The sequence below is a fragment of the Pseudooceanicola profundus genome (assembly GCF_054919315.1).
On sequence record NZ_CM142898.1, the window covers coordinates 2,237,276 to 2,258,524 of the forward strand.

At 67.3% G+C, this 21,249-nt stretch carries 19 protein-coding genes; 15 read left to right on the top strand and 4 right to left on the bottom strand.

Going from position 1 to position 21,249, the window contains the following annotated elements:
• Window positions 1-142 precede the first annotated feature (142 nt).
• The 3 genes from ACX9MO_RS10250 (at window position 143) to ACX9MO_RS10260 (ending at window position 2,612) form a co-directional block, all read left to right on the top strand.
• On the top strand, window positions 143-1,360 hold the full coding sequence (locus ACX9MO_RS10250; protein ID WP_462211777.1) for an acyl-CoA dehydrogenase family protein: 1,218 nt from the start codon (window positions 143-145) through the stop codon (window positions 1,358-1,360).
• A 10-nt stretch (window positions 1,361-1,370) separates the two neighbouring features.
• Window positions 1,371-2,126, top strand: a complete 756-nt coding sequence (locus tag ACX9MO_RS10255) for an SDR family NAD(P)-dependent oxidoreductase (protein ID WP_222494988.1) — start codon at window positions 1,371-1,373, stop codon at window positions 2,124-2,126.
• A 180-nt stretch (window positions 2,127-2,306) separates the two neighbouring features.
• Window positions 2,307-2,612, top strand: coding sequence for a DUF2794 domain-containing protein (locus ACX9MO_RS10260; RefSeq protein WP_315900551.1), 306 nt, complete (start codon window positions 2,307-2,309; stop codon window positions 2,610-2,612).
• A 241-nt stretch (window positions 2,613-2,853) separates the two neighbouring features.
• Here ACX9MO_RS10260 and ACX9MO_RS10265 read toward each other — a convergent pair whose 3' ends face one another.
• Window positions 2,854-3,753 carry a C40 family peptidase gene (locus ACX9MO_RS10265; RefSeq protein ID WP_462211778.1) on the bottom strand — a complete coding sequence of 300 codons (900 nt, stop codon included), beginning with the start codon at window positions 3,751-3,753 and terminating at the stop codon, window positions 2,854-2,856.
• An 8-nt stretch (window positions 3,754-3,761) separates the two neighbouring features.
• The gene (locus ACX9MO_RS10270) at window positions 3,762-5,147 is read right to left on the bottom strand and encodes a leucyl aminopeptidase family protein (RefSeq protein WP_462211779.1); all 1,386 of its coding nucleotides are present in this window, start codon (window positions 5,145-5,147) and stop codon (window positions 3,762-3,764) included.
• A gap of 379 nt (window positions 5,148-5,526) precedes the next feature.
• Here ACX9MO_RS10270 and ACX9MO_RS10275 point away from each other — a divergent pair, with 379 nt between their 5' ends.
• From ACX9MO_RS10275 to ACX9MO_RS10285, 3 genes are all read left to right on the top strand, one after another.
• Window positions 5,527-6,744, top strand: a complete 1,218-nt coding sequence (locus ACX9MO_RS10275; protein ID WP_462211780.1) for a hydantoinase/carbamoylase family amidase — start codon at window positions 5,527-5,529, stop codon at window positions 6,742-6,744.
• Between the two features lie 71 nt (window positions 6,745-6,815).
• Window positions 6,816-7,142: a hypothetical protein gene (locus ACX9MO_RS10280; RefSeq protein WP_462211781.1), complete on the top strand. Its 327-nt coding sequence runs from the start codon at window positions 6,816-6,818 to the stop codon at window positions 7,140-7,142.
• Window positions 7,126-7,737, top strand: coding sequence for an HNH endonuclease (locus ACX9MO_RS10285; protein WP_462211782.1), 612 nt, complete (start codon window positions 7,126-7,128; stop codon window positions 7,735-7,737). The genes ACX9MO_RS10280 and ACX9MO_RS10285 overlap by 17 nt, the downstream gene beginning before the upstream one ends.
• Here ACX9MO_RS10285 and ACX9MO_RS10290 read toward each other — a convergent pair whose 3' ends face one another.
• Entirely contained in the window at window positions 7,738-8,439 is a 702-nt protein-coding gene (locus ACX9MO_RS10290; protein ID WP_462211783.1) for a response regulator, read from the bottom strand.
• Window positions 8,436-10,331, bottom strand: a complete 1,896-nt coding sequence (locus ACX9MO_RS10295) for a PAS-domain containing protein (RefSeq protein WP_462211784.1) — start codon at window positions 10,329-10,331, stop codon at window positions 8,436-8,438. Before ACX9MO_RS10295 ends, ACX9MO_RS10290 begins: the two co-directional genes overlap by 4 nt.
• Window positions 10,332-10,543: 212 nt before the next feature.
• Here ACX9MO_RS10295 and ACX9MO_RS10300 point away from each other — a divergent pair, with 212 nt between their 5' ends.
• The 9 genes from ACX9MO_RS10300 to ACX9MO_RS10340 all read left to right on the top strand — a co-directional run bounded on the left by ACX9MO_RS10300 (window position 10,544) and on the right by ACX9MO_RS10340 (window position 21,247).
• Complete coding sequence (locus tag ACX9MO_RS10300; RefSeq protein WP_462211785.1) at window positions 10,544-12,517, top strand: AMP-binding protein; 1,974 nt, start codon at window positions 10,544-10,546, stop codon at window positions 12,515-12,517.
• A gap of 8 nt (window positions 12,518-12,525) precedes the next feature.
• Entirely contained in the window at window positions 12,526-13,356 is an 831-nt protein-coding gene (locus ACX9MO_RS10305) for an ABC transporter ATP-binding protein (protein WP_409996993.1), read from the top strand.
• Window positions 13,357-13,560: 204 nt separating this feature from the next.
• Window positions 13,561-14,547, top strand: coding sequence for a branched-chain amino acid ABC transporter permease (locus ACX9MO_RS10310; protein WP_222494967.1), 987 nt, complete (start codon window positions 13,561-13,563; stop codon window positions 14,545-14,547).
• A gap of 3 nt (window positions 14,548-14,550) precedes the next feature.
• Entirely contained in the window at window positions 14,551-14,802 is a 252-nt protein-coding gene (locus ACX9MO_RS10315) for a hypothetical protein (protein ID WP_462211786.1), read from the top strand.
• Window positions 14,803-14,919: 117 nt separating this feature from the next.
• Window positions 14,920-15,996, top strand: a complete 1,077-nt coding sequence (locus tag ACX9MO_RS10320; protein WP_222494963.1) for a branched-chain amino acid ABC transporter permease — start codon at window positions 14,920-14,922, stop codon at window positions 15,994-15,996.
• Window positions 15,997-16,078: 82 nt separating this feature from the next.
• Complete coding sequence (locus tag ACX9MO_RS10325) at window positions 16,079-17,362, top strand: ABC transporter substrate-binding protein (protein WP_222494961.1); 1,284 nt, start codon at window positions 16,079-16,081, stop codon at window positions 17,360-17,362.
• Window positions 17,363-17,424: 62 nt separating this feature from the next.
• Window positions 17,425-18,246 carry an ABC transporter ATP-binding protein gene (locus ACX9MO_RS10330; protein ID WP_222494960.1) on the top strand — a complete coding sequence of 274 codons (822 nt, stop codon included), beginning with the start codon at window positions 17,425-17,427 and terminating at the stop codon, window positions 18,244-18,246.
• 40 nt (window positions 18,247-18,286) lie between these two features.
• Window positions 18,287-19,519 carry a phenylacetate--CoA ligase family protein gene (locus ACX9MO_RS10335; RefSeq protein WP_222495102.1) on the top strand — a complete coding sequence of 411 codons (1,233 nt, stop codon included), beginning with the start codon at window positions 18,287-18,289 and terminating at the stop codon, window positions 19,517-19,519.
• 36 nt (window positions 19,520-19,555) lie between these two features.
• The gene (locus tag ACX9MO_RS10340; protein WP_462211787.1) at window positions 19,556-21,247 is read left to right on the top strand and encodes a peptidoglycan-binding domain-containing protein; all 1,692 of its coding nucleotides are present in this window, start codon (window positions 19,556-19,558) and stop codon (window positions 21,245-21,247) included.
• Window positions 21,248-21,249: the final 2 nt, after the last annotated feature.

The window sequence follows — 21,249 nt, forward strand, 5'->3', positions numbered from 1 at the left end:
TCTGTCTGTCCAGCCATGTCCGGCCAGAGTGCACCGGCCCGTGCACGGCGTCAACATGTTCCGCACAACGAAATATCATTCCGCAAAGTTGACAGGGCGGGGAATCAGGTGTCACTTGTGGCCATCGGAGGAGGAGACACCGATGTCATCACTGTTTGCGATTTCCGATCGCGCCAAGGCGATCCGGGAACAGGTCATCCGTTTCATGGAGGACAATATCTATCCGGCAGAGCCGGTGTTCGAGGCGCAGAAGGCGCAGGGGGATCCGTGGAAAACCCCGCCGATCATGGCCGAGCTGAAGCAGAAGGCGCAGGACGCGGGGCTGTGGAACCTGTTCCATCCCCATGCGGGGGAGTATGGCGGCGCGGGCCTGTCGAACCTCGACTACGCGCAGCTCTGCGAGGTCATGGGCCGCTCCCATATCGGGTCGGAGCCGTTCAACTGCTCGGCCCCGGACACGGGCAACATGGAGACGCTCTACCTCTACGGGACCGAGGCGCAGAAGGCCGAATGGCTGACGCCCCTGCTGGCGGGCGAGATCCGCTCCTGCTTCTCGATGACGGAGCCCGCGGTGGCCTCGTCGGACGCCACCAACATCGAGACGGAGATCCGCCGCGACGGCGATGATTACGTGATCAACGGGCGCAAGTGGTGGTCGTCGGGCGCCATGGACCACGCCTGCAAGATCGCCATCGTCATGGGCAAGACCGACCCCACGGCGGAGAAGCACAAGCAGCAGTCGATGATCCTCGTGCCGCTGGACACACCGGGAGTGAAGATCGAGCGGCCGCTCACCGTCTTCGGCTATGACCATGCGCCCCACGGCCATGCCGAGATCCACTACGACAACGTCCGCGTGCCCGCATCGAACATCCTGCTGGGCGAGGGGCGCGGATTCGAGATCGCGCAGGGGCGGCTGGGACCGGGGCGCATCCATCACTGCATGCGCGCCATCGGTCAGGCGGAACGCGCGCTGGAGTCCATGTGCCGCCGGGCCATGGCCCGCGAGGCCTTCGGCAAGAAGATGGCCGACATGGGTTTGACCAAGCACTGGATCGCCGAGAGCCGCTGCGAGATCGACCAGGCGCGCCTGCTGACCATGCACGCGGCGCACATGATGGACACCGTGGGCAACAAGGCCGCCCGGAAGGAGATCGCGATGATCAAGGTCGTGGCGCCGAACATGGTCCAGAAGGTCATCGACCGCGCGATCCAGCTGCATGGCGCCATGGGCGTCAGCCAGGACACGCATCTCGCCTCGGCCTATGCCCATGCCCGCACCCTGCGGCTGGTGGACGGCCCAGACGAGGTGCACCGCGAGGCGATCGCCAAGCTCGAACTGAAACCCTACCGGAACTGAGGAGGCCGAGATGTTCGACCTGACAGACAAGGTGGCGATCGTCACCGGCTCCTCCCGCGGGATCGGGCGCGCGATTGCCGAGCTTTTCGCGCAGGCGGGGGCGAAAGTGGTCGTCTCCTCCCGCACGGAGGAGGCCTGCGCCCCGGTGGTCGCGGCCATCGAGGCGGCGGGCGGCACGGCGGTGGCAATCCCCTGCCACATCGGGCGGCGCGAGGCCTTGCAGGCGCTGGTGGACCAGACCCTGGACCTCTGGGGCCGGATCGACGTGCTGGTCTGCAATGCCGCGATCAACCCGGTCTACGGGCCCATGGCGGGGATCTCGGACGAGGCCTTCGATAAGATCATGGTGACCAATGTCCGCTCAACCCTGAACCTGTGCAACATGGTCCTGCCCGGCATGGCCGAGCGGGGCGCGGGTAGCGTGATCCTGCTCTCCTCCATTGCGGGCATCCGGGGCAGTACGGATATCGGCGCCTATGGCGTGTCCAAGGCGGCGGAGGCGGCGCTCGCGCGCAATCTCGCCCTCGAATGGGGGCCGAAGGGCATCCGGGTGAACGCCATCGCGCCGGGGCTGATCAAGACCGATTTCGCGAAAGCGCTCTGGGAGGACCCCAAGCGGATCGCGACGATCGAGAATGCGACCCCCCTGCGCCGGATCGGTGCGCCCGAGGAGATCGCCGGCACGGCGCTCTGGCTGGCTACGCCCGCGGCGGGATATGTCACCGGCCAGACCATCGTGGCCGACGGCGGCGAAACGATCCGCTGAGACGCGCTGTCAGCGCGGCCTTGACGCTGGTTTCGGCGCTTTTGGCGCCGAGACTTGCGGCAGGGCGCACCGCCCCGGCGGTGTGCCGTGCCCTCTACATCCTGTGGGCTTGATTTTCCGAGGCACGAGGCGCAGGTTTGACACATGAGCGTTGCACCCCTTTCCCCGGCGCCGGGCCCCATGCCCAATCAGGTGGCCTTTCACCGTACGGAACTCAACGTGATCCTGTCGCTCTACGGCAGGATGGTCGCCGCAGGTGAATGGCGCGACTACGGGATTTCCAGCCTGCGCGACGTGGCAATCTTCTCGGTCTTCCGCCGGACCGCCGAACACCCCCTCTACCGGATCGAGAAACGCCCGGCGCTGCGCAACAAGCAGGGCCAGTACTCGGTCATCAGCATGGATGGTCAGATCCTCAAGCGGGGCCATGACCTGCGCACCGTGCTCAGGGTGCTGGAACGCAAGCTGATCCGCGCGGTGGAGTGATCCGCCCGCCCGGAGGCGGACGAGCGGAGTGGGGGCGAGCAAGAATTTTCGAAAATTCTTGCCAAAATTCTTCGAAGAAATTTGGGTGCCGGGCGGATGGCGCGGGGCTGCCGGGCCGAGGGGCCTGTGGTCGCCGGTCCGGGCCACGGGACTGTGCAGAGGGGCTCTGCCCCCTTGGCCCCGTGCCGGGGCCAATTCCCCCGGAGTATTTGCGGAAAGATGAAGGTGGGCGCGCGGTGGATCAGAGCCTGCGGCGCTGCGTGACCGGGCCTTCGCCCGCGTCCTCGATCCGGGCGATGGCCTCTGTGATGCCTTCGTAGGCCACGGCCATGTCGTTGCCGTTGGCGTGGATCAGCGTCGTCGGATCGGTGACCCAGGCCACGTGCCCCTTCCAGAAGATCAGGTCGCCGCGCTGGTAGGGCGCGCCCTCGGGCAGGGGGTCGCCCAGTTCACGGGACTGCATGTCGCTGTCGCCGGGGCAGGCGATGCCCGCCATCAGGCAGCCCGCCTGCACGAGGCCGGAACAATCGATCCCGTCGCGGGAGTTGCCGCCCCAGAGGTAGGGCGTGCCGATCAGGCTCTCGGCCACGGCGACCGGATCGGCCACCGGCTCCAGCAGCGGGCGCAGGTGCCTGGCGAAGACGTGGCCATGGCTGGTGCGCGCCCATTTGCCCTCGAAATCCTCGACCTTCACCCGGGCGCCGAGGCTCAGGTGGGTGATGTCGGGGCTCTTGAGGTCGGCCTCGGTGTAGAGATGCGTGGCGGGCACCGCGACCACGTGGTCGGGGGCGCCTTCGGCGGGCAGCGCCTCGAGGTCGGATTCCTTCAGATAGCCTGTGTAGCCGTCGCGGGCGGCCTCGATGAAGGCCCAGCCCTGCCGCATCTCGTAGACCCGCACCAGTTCCCCCAGCAGCATCTGCCGGTCGCGCGGGCCGCCGGGGCGGGCGCGCAGGTCGGCGATCGGATGGGCGATGCAGCGCACGGTCCCCTCGACGAAGCGTTCCGCCTCGGCCCGGCCCATCAGGGCGACCGAGGCGACGCGCCCGTTGCAGGGCCAGCGGCGGCGGTCCGGGGGGCTCGCAGGGGCGGGCGTTGCGCCGGTCGCGGATGCAGCAGGCGTGGTATGCGGGGGGCTTTTCACCCGGCCGCTCACAGGCCGAGCGCCTTCGGCAGGGCCGCTAGGATCGCGCGCGCGCCCTGTCCGGTGCCGCCCTTGGTGCGGCCCGGCTTGGCCGCGGGGCACCAGCCGTAGATGTCGAAATGGGTGTAGCGGCTCGTCTCGCCCGCGAAGCGCTTGAGGAAGAGCGCCGCGGTGATCGACCCCGCGAAGCCGCCCGACGGGGCGTTGTCCAGATCGGCGATGCCGGGCTCGATCATCGCCTCGTAGGGCGCGTGGAAGGGCATCCGCCAGACCGGGTCCGCATGGGTTGCGCCGCCCTCGGCGATGGCGGCCGCGACGGGCTCGTCATCGGTGTAGTAGGGCGCGAGGTCGGGGCCGACGGCCACCCGGGCCGCGCCGGTCAGCGTGGCCATGGAGATCATCAGGTCCGGCGCGCTCTCCGCCGCGAGGGCAAGCGCATCCGCGAGGACGAGGCGACCCTCCGCATCCGTATTGTTGATCTCGACGGTCTGGCCGTCACGGGCCGTCAGGATGTCGCCGGGCCGGAAGGCATTGCCGCTGATGGCATTTTCCACCGCGGGGATCAGCACGCGGAGCTTCACCTTCAGCCCCAGCCCCATGATCATCCGGGCCAGCCCCAGCACGGTGGCCGCGCCGCCCATGTCCTTCTTCATCAGCCCCATGCTGGCGCCGGGCTTGATGTTGAGCCCGCCGGTGTCGAAACAGACGCCCTTGCCGACCAGCGTCAGCGCCGGCCCTTCGCGGCCCCATGTGATGTCGATCAGCCGCGGCGCGCGTTCGCTGGCGCGGCCGACGGTGTGGATCAGCGGGAAGTTCTTGGTCAGCAGGTCACGTCCCCGGGTGACCGAGATCGTCGCGCCGTAGCTTTCCGCGAGATGGGTCGCGGCCTCTTCGAGGTCGGCGGGACCCATGTCGTTCGACGGCGTGTTGATCAGGTCGCGGGTGAGCTTCTCGCCTGCGGCGATCTCCTCCAGCCGCCTGGCGTCGACGCCGGCGGGCGCGATCAGTTGCGCCTTGGCGCCCGAGGCCGCGTGGTAGCGGTCGAAGGCATAGCCGGCAAAGAGCCAGCCGAGCGCCTCCTCTTCCGCGGCGGCCTCCGGCAGGCCGGAGGCGATGCGGTAGGTCCCGGCGGGCAGCTTCAGGGCCGCATCGGCGAGGTGGAACCGGCCCCGGCGCCGTTTCGCGGCGCTGCCGTAGCCGATCAGCGCCCCGGAGGGCGCGCCCTGCGCACCGGGCAGCAGCAGCAGGCTGCCGAGCGCCCCGGTGAAGCCCGCGCCCGTCACCCAGGCCTGCGTGGCTTCGGGCTGATCGGACAGCCAGGCCTCCAACGATCCGGTTTCGATGATGTGCAGTGGCAGCGCATCCGGAGTGTCGGGGGCAAAGCTGGGGCTCATGGGCGGTCTCCTTGCAAATTCTGGCGGCAGCGTAGTCGCTTGCACGGGTCACGCAAGGGAATTGCGGGGAGACGTTGCGGCGTCAAAGATAGGGGCGGGGACGGGGCAATCCGGCGGTCCTCGGCGATGGACGCGGTGGGGGTGCTTGTGGAATATCCAGGGAAACAAGGGGGGTGAGGCGTCCCCCCGCAGCACGCGGCCAATGACTGGCAGGCGGGCGCCGGGCCCGCTATATGCCTGTCTGCACGCTTGTCTGCACGGGGCGCAGGTCCGGATTGAGGCGGGCGCAGAGGTGAGCTGAGCGTGTTACGCTGCCCCTGCGTCGCCGCCACGCCGGCCGTGGCCCCGTCCTGTCCCGGTAGCCTCAAGGAGTAGCCCCATGATCCCCGTCAATCCCGACCGTTTCCTCGCCGACCTTCATGCGCAGCGGCAGTTCGGGGCCAGCGGCGTCGGCAAGGGCGTGCGCCGCCGGGCCTACACCGAGCCCGACATCGCCGCGCGCCGCTGGCTGGCAGAGCAATATGCCGCCGCCGGTCTGGAGGCGCAGGTCGACCCCGTGGGCTCGGTCTGGGGACTGGCGCCCGGGGACAGGTCCCTGCTGGTCGGCTCGCATTCCGACAGCCAGCCCGAGGGCGGTTGGCTCGACGGGGCGCTCGGCGTGATCTGCGGTCTGGAACTGGCCCGCGCCGCGCGCGAGGCCGGCGGGCCCGCGATCTCCGCCGTCTCGTTCCAGGACGAGGAGGGGCGCTTTGGCGTGACCACCGGCAGCCGGGTCTGGGGTGGGCTGACCTCGCTTGAGGAGGCCGATGCGCTGACCGACGTGGACGGTGTCAGCTTTGCCGAAGCCCGCGCGCTGATGGCCGACATGGCAGGGGGTTTCGTCGCGCCTGAGCGGTTCGCCGGCTTCCTCGAATGCCACATCGAGCAGGGGCCCTGGCTCGACGAGGCGGGCGAGGCGGTGGGTGTCGTGTCGAACATCGTCGGCATCCGCAACATGGAGATCACCTTCGGCGGCGAGCAGAACCATGCGGGCACCACGCCGATGCACCGCCGCAAGGATGCCTTCCAGGGCGCGGTGCGGTTCCAGGGGCTGATCGCAGACCGCTTCCGCAACGTGGTGACGCCCGAGACGGTCTGGACCACCGGACATATCGAGGTGCACCCGGGCAGCCATTCCATCGTGCCGGGCCATTGCCGCTTTGCGATGCAGTGGCGTGACAAGGAGGTCGAGCGCATGGCCCGCATGGAGGCGATCATTCGCGAGACCGCCGAGGAGGTCGCGGCGACCATGGGTCTGACGGTGCATTTCTCCGGCATCCTCGGGCTGGAGCCGGTGCCGATGGACGCGGGCATGCAGGACGACCTTGCCGCCGCCGCCGAGGCCGTGGCGCCGGGCCGCTGGCGGCGGATGCAGTCGGGCGCGCTCCACGATGCGACCAGCGTGGCGGAGCACATGCCGGTGGCGATGCTCTTCGTCCCCTCGATCCGCGGGATCAGCCACGACTTCGCCGAGGATACCGCAGAGGCCGACCTCGTGACCGGGTTGCAGGTGCTGGCGGACGGGGCCGCGCGGATGGCGAAGCGGATGGGTCTGTAAAAACAGGGGGTTGTCCGGGCCGGCGACTCCTGGAAGGCTATGACGGTAGACGTTTCAAGGTGACGCCCGTCATGGCCAACGCAGTTTTCATTCAGAACCCGGAATCGATCTATCGGGATCGTCCCGGAGAGGCCTATAATTTCCCTCGAATGTACCTAAATCAGGTCAGGGACTGCATCGATGACTGGGTCGTCTTCTATGAAGGCAAGAAGGGGGCATTCGGCTACCTTGCTATTCAGAAGGTCCGAGAAGTCGTTCCCGACCCTGAGCGAGACGGCTGGTATTATGCAAATTTAGAGCCAAAGTCGCTTCTGGAATTTGAAACGATTGTGCCGCGTGCGGATCCCGCAGGGGTCGCTTACGAGGGTATGATACGAGGGGATGATACGAGGGGATGACGGTGCGCCGACTTCTGGTGGTGCCAACACCTTGGCAGTGCGGCGGTTGCCCAGCCATGAGTTCGACAGGATCGTGCGCGCGGGCCAGCAGGAGATTACGGGCCCGGATGCGATGCCGAGGTTGGAAGTGGTTGATGGGTTCGCAGAACCTCAGGCCTTGTTTGAGGCAGCTCCGCTTGCAGAGAGCCGGGATGCTGTCCTCTCGTCGCGAAAATACCGCGACCCTGCATTCGAACGGATGGTCAAGAAGGCGTATGGCGGGCGCTGCGCGATTTCAGGACTGATGCTCCGGAACGGAGGTGGGCGTCCGGAGGTTCAGGCTGCGCACATTCGCCCGGTGGCGAAGGACGGCCCTGACATCGTTCGGAATGGTCTGGCTCTCTCGGGAACGTTGCACTGGATGTTCGATCGGGGACTCATCTCGGTGGCCGACGACCACACGATTTTGATTTCTCACAACAAGGTGCCGGTAGAGACCGCGCGACGGTTGATTGATCCGGGGCAAAAACTGATCCTGCCAAAAGAACCGCGCCATCATCCTCACCCCGACTACCTACGGTATCATCGCGAGCACGTGTTCGGTCAGGTCGCCTGATCAGTCCCAGTCCACATCGCCAAGGAAGATATACCCCGCGCCGTAGATCGTCTTGATCAGCCGCGGGTTCTTCGGGTCCTCGCGCAGCTTGGTGCGCAGCCGCGAGATGCGCACGTCCATGGCGCGGTCGAAGCTTTCGCCCGCCGCGCCGCCAAGGATCTCCTGCATCATCGCGCGGCTGATCAGCCGCTTGGGCCGTTCGAGGAAGAGCCGCAGGACCTCGCCCTCGGCGTGGGAGAAGGGCGTTTCGCCGCCCTCGGCATCGACGAGGGCATAGCGGTCGAAGGCCGCCGTCCAGCCGGCGAAGCGGGCGGTCTGGCCGGTCTGGGGGGCGGGCTTGTCCCGGCGCAGGCGGGCGCGGACGCGGGCCACGACCTCGGCGGGCTCGAAAGGTTTGATGATGTAGTCATCCGCCCCCAGTTCGAGGCCCGTCACCCGGTCCTGCACCTCGGCCCGGCCCGAGATGATCACCACCGCCGCCCCCTGTTCCAGCGCGAGGCGATGCACCAGCGTCAGCCCGTCGCGGTCGGGCAGGGAGAGGTCCACGAGGCAGAGATCGGGCGAGCAGGTCTTCAGCGCCGCCTCGAACTCGGTCGCGCGGGAGAAGGAGAGGGTGCGGAAGCCCGCCTCCTCCAGCGCCTCGGAGAGCAGGCGGCGGATCGCCGGTTCGTCGTCGAGGATGGTGACCAGCGGTTCGCTCATGGCTGTTGCCCCGTGGCTAGGAACTGGCCGAGGTCCGCCCCGGTGAAGGGCTTGCGCAGCACCGGGGCGCGGGACTTGGCCGCGCGGTGCAGCGGGTGGTCGGGGCGCAGCGAGGTCATCAGGTAGCAGGGCGGTGCATTGGCGGGCAGCCGGTCCAGCAGGTCGAGCCCGGTGGACGCGCCCTCCAGCGTGATGTCCGAGAGGATCAGCGTGACGCCCGGCACCTGCGTGGCCAAGGTCAGCGCCTCCTCGGTCGAGGCGGCCTCGATCACCGCATGGCCCTGCGCACGCAGCATGTCGCGGATCGCGTCGCGCAGGTCGGGGCTGTCCTCCACCAGCAGGGCAAGGCCGGGCTCTGCCGGGCGGGGTGCCTCGCGCAGGGGCAGGCGCAGGGTGACGCGCGCGCCGGAGGTGGTGTTTTCCAGCCGCACGCGGCCGCCCGCCAGCTTGGCCATGTCATAGACCATGGCGAGGCCGAGGCCAGAGCCCTCGCCGCCCTTGGTGGTATAGAAGGGATCGAGCCCGCGTTTCAGCGCCTCGGGCGAGAAGCCGGGCCCGGTGTCGGTGACGGTGAACTCCAGCCATGTCTCCTTGAGCCGCGCGGCGGTGAGAGTGATCTGGCCCGCCCCGCCACAGGCATCGCGGGCATTGAGGATCAGGTTCAGCAGGCTGTCCTGCACCTGCCCGCTGTCCAGCATCAGCCGCCCCGGGCCCAGACGGTCCTCCAGCGTGAAGCGCAGCCCGTCGGGCAGGGCCGAGGTCGCCAGCGTCTGCAGGTCGCGCAGCAGGGCGGCGGGATCGCAGGGCGTGGGCGCGTAGTCGCGTCCCGTGGTCATGGCCGCGATCCGGTCCAGCAGGCGCCCGCCGCGTTTCGCAGCTGATAGCGTGGCCGAAACCAGCGGCTGCGCCTCCTCCGAGAGCTCCATCCGCAAAAGCCGCGACTGGCTGCCGAGGATGATCGTCAGCAGGTTCGAGAAGTCATGCGCCATCCCCGAGGTCATCTGCGCCGCCAGTTCCCGCCGCCGGGTCTGTTGCAGGGCGTTGCGGGTCTGGGTTTCCTCGGTCACGTCCTGCGAGAGGATGTAGACCCCGCCGTCCCCGTCAGGGGTGGTGGCCGTACGGATGCGTCTGGAGCTGGCCTCGTCGGTGAACTCGAAGGAAGAGGCGCGGCCCTCCTGCGCGATCTCCACGTAGGGCAGCACCGCCTGATAGGCCTGCGTGCCGAGGACATCGGCCATGTGAAGTCCTAAGATGTTCGAGGGCCGCCCGGGCATGATCGCGTTCAGGCGGCGGTTGGAATAGGTATAGACCCGGTCCGCGCTGACATGGGCGATGTGGGCCGGCATCATCTCGGTCGTCAGACGGATGCGGGCCTCCATCTCGGTCAGCTCGCGCTTGGCCTCGGAGAGGGCGGCGTTGGTGGCCTGAAGCTTGCGGTTCGCGGCGGCCAGTTCCTCGGCCCGGGTCAGCAACTGCTCCGAGAGTTCCTCGGACCGGGCGCGCAGCAGGCCCTCGTGCTGCTTGATGTGGGTGATGTCCGTGTAGACGGTCACCCAGCCGCCCTGCGGCAGCGGCGCGCCCTCGACGCTGATCGTGCGGCCGTTGGCGCGGCTGCGCTCCATGTAGTGCGGCTGGAAGGCCAGCGCCTGCTCCACACGGCGGCGTACGGCAACGTCCTCGTCGTCGACGGGGCCATATTCGCCGCGCTGGACGAGGAAACGGATCGTGGCCTCGAAGGGCGCGCCGGGGCGGGCCAGCTCCGGCGGCAGGTCGAACATTTCGCGGAACGGACGGTTGCAGGTGACCAGCTGCAGGTCGTCGTCATAGATCGACATGGCCTGGGCGATCAGGTTCAGCCCGGCCTGCATCATGGCGTGCGGATCTGCCTGCATGCTCTTCACGATGTCTCCTCCTGTCCCATGGCTACCGCGCCCGCGGGTTTCGGGGAAGCCCCAAGGGCGGGCTGCGACGCCGTGTAACAATTCGTTAGATTCCGGAAATGATGCGGCAAAACTCTCCGCACTAACCTGCGTGAAAGCACGGGGAGTCGTCGGGGGTGGAGGCCCGGCGACGGGAAAACCCCGGGCCGATGGGAGGAGACTACATGGAACCTGTGTCCAAGGACGCGGGCGGGCTGACGTCCGTCCCGGGCCTGTTGGACCGGAACGCCCAGCGTTTCGGGACCAAACCCGCGTACCGGGAAAAGGAATTCGGCATCTGGCAAAGCTGGACATGGGCCGAGACCCGCGAGGAGATCCGCAGCCTCGCGCTTGGCCTGCTGAACCTCGGCGCGGGGCCGGGCGACTTCATTGCCATCATCGGCTCCAACCGGCCGCATCTCTACTGGTCCATGGTCGCCTCGCAGATGGTGGGCGCGATCCCCGTGCCGGTCTACCAGGACACCGCGGCCGAGGAGATGGCCTATGTCCTCGACCATTGCGGCGCGCGTTTCGTCATCGCCGAGGACCAGGAGCAGGTCGACAAGGTGATCGACGTGCAGGAGGGCCTGACCAACTTCGAGCACATGATCTACCTCGATCCGCGGGGGATGCGGAAATACGACCATTCCCGCCTGCATGACTTCGCCCATGTCCAGGAACAGGGCCGCGCCGCGCGCGATGAGCTGAGCCCGGAACTGGATCGCCGCATCGCGGGCATCGGCTACGACGATACCTGCGTGATGCTCTATACCTCGGGCACCACCGGCAAGCCTAAGGGCGTGGTGCTGTCGAACCGCAACATCATCGAGACCTCGAAGAATTCCAGCGAGTTCGACCACCTCGGCCCGGGCGAGGAGGTTCTGGCCTACCTGCCGATGGCCTGGGTGGGGGATTTCATCTTCTCCATCGGGCAGGCCTACTGGAGCGGGTTCTGCGTGAACTGCCCCGAGAGCGCCGAGACGATGATGACCGACCTGCGCGAAATCGGGCCGACCTATTACTTCGCCCCGCCGCGGGTGTTCGAGGGCCAGCTGACGACGGTGATGATCCGCATGGAGGACGCGGGCAAGCTGAAGCGCTGGCTCTTCAAGACCTTCATGGAGCACGCCCGCAAGGTGGGGCCGATGATCCTCGACGGGAAACCGGTGAGCGCGGGCGACCGGCTGAAGTACAAGCTGGGCGATCTCTGCATCTACGGCCCGCTCAAGAACACGCTGGGGCTGAGCCGGGTGCGGGTGGGCTATACCGCGGGCGAGGCGATCGGGCCCGAGATCTTCGATTTCTACCGCTCGCTGGGGATCAACCTGAAGCAGCTCTACGGCCAGACGGAGGCCTCTGTCTTCATCACCCAGCAGCCCGATGGCGAGGTCCGCTCCGATACGGTGGGCGTGCCCTCTCCGGGGGTCGAGGTGAAGATCGGCGAGAGCGGCGAGGTTTTCTACCGCGGGCCGGGCGTCTTCGTGGAGTATTACAAGAACGCCGACAGCACTGCCGCGACCAAGGACGCCGAGGGCTGGGTCGCCACCGGGGACGCGGGCTTCTTCGAGCCGGACACCGGGCACCTGCGGATCATCGACCGCGCCAAGGACGTGGGCAAGATGGCGGATGGCAGCCTCTTCGCGCCCAAGTATGTGGAGAACAAGCTGAAGTTCTTCCCGAACATCCTCGAGGCCGTGGTGTTCGGCAACGGGCGCGAGACCTGCACTGCCTTCATCAACATCGACCTGAACGCGGTGGGCAACTGGGCCGAGCGGAACAACATCGCCTATTCCTCCTACCAGGAACTGGCGGGGCATCCGCAGGTGCTGGACACGATCCAGAGCCACGTGGAGGAGGTGAACCGCTCCGTCGCCGAGGACGAGATGCTGTCGGGCTGCCAGATCCACCGCTTCCTGATCCTGCACAAGGAGCTGGATGCCGATGACGGCGAGATGACCCGCACCCGCAAGGTGCGCCGCAAGATCATCGAGGAGAAATTCCACGACCTGATCACCGCGCTCTACGACGGGTCCGACAGGATCGCGACGCGGACCGAGGTGACCTACGAGGACGGCCGCAAGGGCTACATCTCGGCCACGCTGGACATCCGGGACGCCAAGGTGATGCCGGCGATGACGGCACGGGTGGCGGCAGAATGACGGGGGGCATGCAGATGAACGCGATGACCGATCAGGGTGGCTATGTCACCGAGGACGGCCGCAAGATCGGCGGCGTGATGATGGAGATGAAGAACATCACCCTGCGCTTCGGCGGTGTGGTGGCGATCAAGGACATCTCCTTCGACATCCGGGAGGGCGAGATCCGCGCGATCATCGGGCCGAACGGGGCGGGCAAGTCGTCGATGCTGAACGTGATCAGCGGCTTCTACAACCCGCAGGAGGGCGAAGTCTGGTTCCATGGCAAGCGCCGGGCGCCGATGAAACCCTACCAGGTCGCACAGCAGGGCATCGCCCGCACGTTCCAGAACATCGCGCTCTTCGAGGGGATGACGGTGCTGGACAACGTGATGACCGGCCGGCTGACCCAGATGAAGGCGGGCATGGCCGCGCAGGCGCTGTGGTGGGGCAAGGCCGAGCGCGAGGAGGTCGAGAACCGCGAGTTCGTCGAGAAGATCATCGACTTCCTCGAGATCCAGAACATCCGCAAGACGCCCGTCGCACGCCTGCCCTATGGCCTGAAGAAGCGGGTCGAACTGGCCCGCGCGTTGGCGGCGGAGCCGAAGCTGCTGCTGCTGGACGAGCCGATGGCCGGCATGAACGTGGAGGAGAAGGAGGACATGTCCCGCTTCATCCTCGACGTGAACGATGAATTCGGCACTACCATCGCCCTGATCGAACACGACATGGGCGTGGTGATGGACCTCTCCGACCGCGTGGTCGTCATGGACTACGGCAAGAAGATCGGGGACGGCCCGCCGGACGAGGTCCGCAACAACCAGGACGTGATCGACGCCTATCTCGGCGTTGCGCATGAGTGATCCCCTTGAGCGAGGGGTGAGGGACAGGAAGACCCGTGAGAGCGGGTCAGGCACCGGCGGCGTGCCGTCGGTGCAGGGTCATCCATCGCCCCCCCGGGCGCTGGATGCAGGGGAACCCCGGCGTTGGGAGGCGTACGGGGTGTGTCGTGGATGTGGGAGGCCGCGGCGCAACTGAGAGACCGGAGGCAAGGGAGGAGCCCGAGAATGCCGGAACAATTGCTTTTCGCCATGGAGGTCACGCTGAACGGCCTGATGGCCGGCGTGCTCTACGCGCTTGTCGCGCTGGGCTTCGTCCTGATCTTCAAGGCCAGCGGCATCTTCAACTATGCGCAAGGGGTCATGGCCCTTTTCGCGGCGCTGACGCTGGTCGGGATCATGGAGGGGCAGATCCCCTTCAGCCACCTGATCAATGCCACGCTGGGCACGGACATCCACCACTTCGGCTGGCATGTGCCCGGGATCCTCGCGATCGTGCTGACCATGGTGGTCATGGTGGGGCTGGCCTGGGCGGTGAACCAGTTCGTGATGCGCCACCTCGTGAACCAGGAGCCGATCATCCTCTTCATGGCGACCATCGGTCTGGCCTATTTCCTCGAGGGTCTGGGCGACATCATGTGGGGCTCGGACATCAAGACGCTCGACGTGGGGCTGCCGCAGGGCATCAACACCTGGATCGACGAGACCACCTTCGAGGCCTTCGGCTACGGCTTCTTCATCGACAACCTCGACATCGTGGCGACCGTGATCGCGGCGCTTCTGGTGATCGCGCTGGTGATCTTCAGCCAGTACACCAAGCAGGGCCGGGCCATGCGCGCCGTGGCGGACGATCATCAGGCCGCGCTGTCGGTGGGCATTTCGCTGAACTTCATCTGGGTCATGGTCTGGTCGGTGGCGGGCTTCGTCGCGCTGGTGGCCGGGATCATGTGGGGCTCCAAGTCGGGGGTGCAGTTCTCGCTCTCGCTGATCGCGCTGAAGGCGCTGCCGGTGCTGATGCTGGGCGGCTTCACCTCGATCCCCGGGGCCATCGTCGGCGGGCTGATCATCGGCGTGGGCGAGAAGCTCTTCGAATTCGCCATCGGCCCCATGGTGGGCGGCGCGACCGAGAACTGGTTCGCCTATGTGCTGGCGCTGGTCTTCCTCGTCTTCCGGCCGCAGGGCCTGTTCGGCGAACGCATCATCGAGAGGGTCTGAGCCATGCTGACGCAACCGCTTCCCGAAGAGATGCTGCCCGACGCCGCGCCCCATCGCCCGCTGAGCCGGGCCGGGCGCAAGACCATCGCCACGCTCTGCGTGCTGGGCTGGTCGGTGTTCTGGGTCTTCGGCTTCCTCGCGCTGTCCGCCGATCCGATCCACGGATGGGCCATTGCCGGCGCGTCGCTCTTCGCCTTCGCAGGGCTCGTCACCGGGCTCGTCACCTACCTGAAACTCTGCCGGGAGATCACCTGATGCTGATGGGCACGAACCTGATGGGATTTGAACATCCCGACCATGGCGCCATGTGGCTGGTGCTGCGCCCGGCGCAGCCCATCCGCCCCGTACCCACCCGGACCGGAGGATAAGAGCATGTTCTACCGCGAAGCCGGTGACTTCAAGACGACCTACGTCGACGACAACCAGACCTTCCCAATCAAGTTCGACCGCTACCGCTACTACGCGGTGCTCTTCGTGGCGCTGGCGATCGTGCCGTTCCTCGTGAACGACTACTGGGCCAACGCCGTGCTGCTGCCCTTCCTGATCTACGCCATCGCGGCGATCGGGCTGAACATCCTCGTGGGATACTGCGGGCAGCTGTCGCTGGGCACCGGGGGGTTCATGGCCGTGGGGGCCTATGCCTGTTACAAGCTGATGACCGCCTTCCCGGAGGTCAGCATCGTGATCCACGTGATCCTCGCCGGGGGCGTGACCGCGGGCGTGGGCGTGCTGTTCGGGCTGCCATCGCTGCGGATCAAGGGGTTCTACCTCGCCGTGGCCACGCTGGCGGCTCAGTTCTTCCTCGTCTGGCTCTTCAACAAGGTGCCGTGGTTCTACAACTACTCCGCCTCGGGCCAGATCTCGGCACCGGAGCGGTCGGTCTTCGGGATCGTCGTGACCGGGGCCAACGCGGATTCCTGGGCGAAATACATGATCTGCCTGGTCTTCGTCTTCGGCGCGGCCTGGCTGGCACGGAACCTGACCCGCGGCTCCGTCGGGCGGCGCTGGATGGCGATCCGCGACATGGACATCGCGGCCGAGATCATCGGGGTGAACCCGCTCAAGGCCAAGCTGACGGCCTTCGCCGTCTCGTCCTTCTTCGTGGGCGTGGCCGGGGCGCTGTTCTTCTCGGTCTACCTCGGCGCGGTCGAAGTGGGCGAGGTCTTCGGCATCCAGAAGAGCTTCCTCGTGCTCTTCATGATCATCATCGGCGGGCTGGGGTCGATCTTCGGCTCCTTCGCGGGGGCGGCCTTCATCGTGCTGCTGCCGGTCTTCCTGAAGAACGTCCTCGTGGGCGGCTTCGGCTGGGCGACCGACCTCGCCGCGCACCTCGAAATCATGATCCTCGGCGGTCTCATCGTGGTCTTCCTGATCGCGGAACCGCACGGGCTGGCGCAGCTCTGGCGCGTCGCCAAGGAGAAACTGAGACTCTGGCCCTTCCCGCACTGAGGAGAGCGGTAGGCCAGTAAGACCGATCGGGGCGGAACCCCGGCAAGACCAGCATCGAAAGAACCAAGGGAGGAGACATTCGATGAAACTGACGTTCACCATGGCCGCGGTGGCTGCCATCATGGCGGCGGCGCCTGCCTCTGCCGATCTGACCTTCAGCGCGCTGAGCTATCGCACCGGGCCCTATGCCGCCAACGGCATCCCCTTCGCGGACGGCTACCAGGACTATTTCACCCTGCTGAACGAGCGTGACGGCGGCATCGGCGGCGAGAAGATCAACCTCGTCGAATGCGAAACCGGCTACAACACCGAGAAGGGCGTGGAGTGCTACGAGAGCACCAAGGGCTCGGGCGCGCTGGTCTATCAGCCGCTGTCCACGGGCATCACCTACCAGCTGATCCCCAAGGCCACAGCGGACAGCATCCCGGTGCACTCCATGGGCTATGGCCGGACCTCCGCCAAGAACGGCGCGGTCTTCCCCTATATCTTCAACTATCCCGCCAACTACTGGGATGGGGCCTCGGTCGCGATCAAGCACCTGCTGGACGAGAACGGCGGCGACCTGTCGGGCAAGAAGATCGCGCTGGTCTACCACAACTCCGCCTACGGCAAGGAGCCGATCCGCACGCTGGAGGAACTGGCCAAGAAGCACGGTTATGAGCTGTCGCTGCTGCCGGTCGACCATCCGGGCCAAGAGCAGAAATCTCAGTGGCTGCAAATCCGCCGCGAGAAGCCCGACTACGTGATCATGTGGGGCTGGGGCGTGATGAACCAGGTGGCGATCCAGGAAGCGGTGAACATCCGCTATCCGATGGATCAGTTCATCGGCATCTGGTGGTCCGGCTCCGAGAACGACGTGAAGCCGGCGGGCCCCAAGGCCGATGGCTACAAGGCGCTGACCTTCCACAACCTGGGCATGGATTACCCGCTCTACGATGACATGAAGAAATACGTCATCGACGCGGGCAAGGCCGCGGGTGCGGGCGATCAGGTGGGGACGGTGCTCTACAACCGCGGCATGTACGCGGCGATGCTGGCCGCCGAAGCCGCCAAGACCGCGCAGGAGATGAGCGGCACCGCCCAGATCACCCCGGCGCAGATGCGCGACGGGATGGAGCACCTCGTCATCACCGAAGAGAAGATGGCCGGCCTCGGCCTGCCGAACTTCGGGCCCGAGTTCGAGGTGACCTGCGAGAACCACGGCGGCAACGGCTTTGCGGCCGTCTCCCAGTGGAACGCCGCCGAGGGCCACTTCAACCTGATCACCGACTACATGCAGTCGGATCAGGAGGTGTTGGCGCCGCTGGTGGAGGCCGACAGCAAGGCCTACGCCGAGGAATCGGGGATCACCCCGGGCTGCATGTAAACCGATCTCCCCGGCTGCGCGTCCTGCGCGTGGCCGGGGGTTTTCCCGAAAGAGGTACAGCCATGTTCGACGCCCAACGCACCGACGAGGCCCTGCTGGAAGTCAACAACATCGAGGTGATCTACAACCACGTGATCCTCGTCCTGAAAGGCGTCAGCCTGAAGGTGCCCAAGGGGGGCATCACGGCCCTGCTCGGCGGTAACGGCGCGGGCAAGACCACCACGCTCAAGGCGATCTCGAACCTGCTGCACTCGGAGCGGGGCGAGGTGACCAAGGGTTCGATCCAGTACCGCGGCGAGCGGGTGCAGGATCTGGACCCGGCGGCGCTGGTGAAGAAGGGCGTGATCCAGGTGATGGAGGGGCGCCACTGCTTCGAGCACCTGACCGTCGAGGAAAACCTGCTGACCGGCGCCTACACGCGGTCCGGCAAGGGCGAGGTCGAAGCCGATCTCGACATGGTCTACCAGTATTTCCCGCGCCTGAAGGAGCGCCGCCGGTCGCAGGCGGGCTATACCTCGGGCGGTGAGCAGCAGATGGTCGCCATCGGCCGGGCGATCATGTCGCGCCCCGAGACGATCCTGCTGGACGAGCCCTCGATGGGTCTGGCCCCGCAGCTTGTGGAGCAGATCTTCGGCATCGTGAAGGACCTGAACGAGAAGGAGGGCCTGACCTTCCTTCTGGCCGAGCAGAACACCAACGTCGCCCTGCGCTTTGCGCATTACGGCTACATCCTCGAATCCGGGCGCGTTGTGATGGACGGCCCCGCCGCCGACCTGCGCGAGAACCCGGACGTGAAGGAATTCTACCTCGGCATGTCCGACGAGGGGCGGAAGTCGTTCCGCGACGTGCGCTCCTACCGGCGCCGCAAGCGCTGGCTGAGCTGAGCCGGACCGGCAAGAGCAGCGGAGACAGAAAGGCAAGATGATGGGCACCTATTTCGACACTCTGGAAACCCGCAGCGCGGACGAGCGCATGGCCGCGCTGTCCCGCGAGCTGCCGCGCCAGATCGCGGTGGCGCAGGCCCTGCCGGGCTATGCCGAGAGCCTCGGCGGCGTCGATGCCGCGGCGATCACCGGGGCCGCCGCCCTGGCCGCGCTGCCGGTGATCCGCAAGTCCGACCTCGGCCGCGCCCAGAAGGCCGCGCCGCCCTTCGGCGGGCTGACCGCGCTGCCGGTGGGGGGCTTTGCCCATATCTTCCAGTCGCCGGGCCCGATCTACGAACCGGGCGGGCAGGGGCATGACTGGTGGCGCGCGGGCCGGTTTCTCCATGCCTGCGGCATCGGCAAGGGCGACATCGTGCAGAACTGTTTCGGCTATCACCTGACGCCCGCCGGGATGATCTTCGAGAACGGCGCCCGCGCCGTGGGCGCTGCCGTGCTGCCCGCCGGCACCGGCCAGACCGAGCTTCAGGCCACCGCCGCCCATGATGTCGGCGTCACCGCCTATGCGGGCACGCCCGACTACCTCAAGGTGATCCTCGACAAGGCCGAGGAGATGGGCCTGCCGCTCAAGATCACCAAGGCCGCCGTGGGGGGCGGGGCGCTCTTCCCCTCGCTGCGTCAGGAATATGCCGATCGCGGCATCGCCTGCCTGCAATGCTATGCCACGGCGGACCTCGGCAACATCGCCTACGAAAGCGCGGCGATGGAGGGCATGATCGTGGACGAGGGCGTCATCGTCGAGATCGTCCGCCCCGGCACCGGCGATCCCGTCGCCCCGGGCGAGGTGGGCGAGGTGGTCGTCACTTCGCTGAACCCGGATTACCCGCTGATCCGCTTCGCCACCGGCGACCTGAGCGCCTTCATGGCGGGGACCAGCCCCTGCGGGCGCACCAACCTGCGGATCAAGGGCTGGATGGGCCGCGCCGACCAGACCACCAAGATCAAGGGCATGTTCGTCCGCCCCGAACAGGTGGCCCAGCTGGTCGCCAAACACGCCGAGATCCACCGAGCCCGCGTCATCGCGCAGCGCGAGGGAGAGATGGACGTGATGGTGGTGCAGCTGGAAAGCGACAGCCCGGCGGGCGAGGGCGCCTCGGAACACTACATGGCTTCGGTGGTTGAAGCTCTGAAGCTGAAGGGCCGGATCGAGATCCTGCCCCGTGGGGCCTTGCCGAACGATGGCAAGGTGATCGAGGATCAGCGCAGCTACGACTAGGTCCCCGCGTTCCGGAGGGACCGGAAGGAGGGGACGATGCGTCACAATCTATTCGCCGCCGTATTGGTGGGTCTGCCCGGCCTCGCCGCGCCCGTCGCGGCACCGGCTGCCGATCTGGCGCTGGTGCTGGTGAACGGGGAGTATGACACCCTGCCTGACCTGCGGTATCGCTCCCTCGCCGAGGACTATTCCCAGACGCTGGAGGAGGCGGGCTTTCGCGTCTTCCTCGGACAGGATGTCCCGGGCGGGCAGATGCAGACGCTGTCTTCAGATCTGGCCTCGGCGCTGGAGGAAGAGCCGCAGAACCGTCTCGTGATCGTGCTGGCCGGCCATATGGCGCGGGCGGGCGATCAGGCATGGCTTCTGGGGCGCGAGGCGCAGCGGGCGTCGAACCTGACCGTGGGCGCGCAGGGTCTGCCGGTGGGCGCCCTCGGCGATCTGGCGATGCAGGCGCAGGGGCAGGCGGTCATGCTGCTGGCCGAGGGCAACGGCAATTTCGAAACCGGCTCTGGCCTGATTCCCGGCGCGGGCGAGATCCCGGCCCCGCAGGGGGTGACGCTCGCCCGCGGGGATCTCGACGATCTGCTCGACCTGTTGCAGGACGAGGTGCTGAACCCCGGTCTCTCCTACGCGGCGATGGCGGAACGCGCCCCGCGCCGGGTGGACATGTCGGGCTTCCTCTCGCCCGTGTTCGGGCTGATCCCGGGCGATGGCACGCCGCCGCCTGCAACGCCCGGAAGCGGCGCCCCGGTCATCGGCGATGACCGCCTGCCCGAGACCGACATGGGTGAACTGGCCTATTGGGCCGCGGTCGAGGACATCGGCACGATCGACGCCTACGAGGCCTATGTCTCGCGCTACCCGCGCGGCAAGTTCGAGGCCGAGGCGCGGGCCCGCGCCTCCGATATCCGCGACGCGCCGGTGCGCCGGGCCGAGGCAGTGGAGGCCGCGCTGTCCCTCAGCCGAGATGACCGGCGCCAGATCCAGCGTGACCTCGCCCTGCTGGGCCATGATCCGCGTGGCATCGACGGGCTCTTTGGCCCCGCGACCCGCTCGGCCATCATATCGCGCCAGAAGCAGACCGGTGACGAGCCCACCGGCTTCCTGACCGGGCCGCAACTCGACCGGCTGGCCGCCGATGCGCAGGAGGAGGCCGCGCGGCTGGAGGCCGAGGCCGCCCGCCGCCGGGCGGAGCAGGAGGTGGAGGATCGCGCCTACTGGGATGATGTCGGACGCGGTGGCGAGGAGAGCGGGCTGCGCGCCTACCTCGAACGGTATCCGGACGGGCTTTATGCCGACGTGGCGCAGGAACGGCTCGACCGGATCGAGGAGGACCGGCGTGGGCAGGCACAGGAGATCGAGCGCCAGGCGTGGGATTTCGCGCGCAACGAGGACACGGCCGAGGCCTATCGCAACTATCTGCGCTTCTACCCGCGCGGGCTCTTTGCCGATGCGGCCGAGACCCGGATCACCCAGCTGGAGCGCGAGGCGGGCCCCGATCCCGAGGCCCTGCTGGCCGAGGAGAACAGCGTGATGCCCAACGATATCGCCCGGCTCCTCGTGGAGCGGCGGCTGCAACAGCTGGGCCATTACCCCGGCCTGCCGGATGGCGATTTCGACCCCGAGACCCGGCGCGCCATTCGCCGGTTCCAGGGCGACCAGAACCTCGAGGTGACGGGCTACCTGAACCAGGAGACCGTGGTGCGGCTGCTGGCCGTGGGCCGCTGATC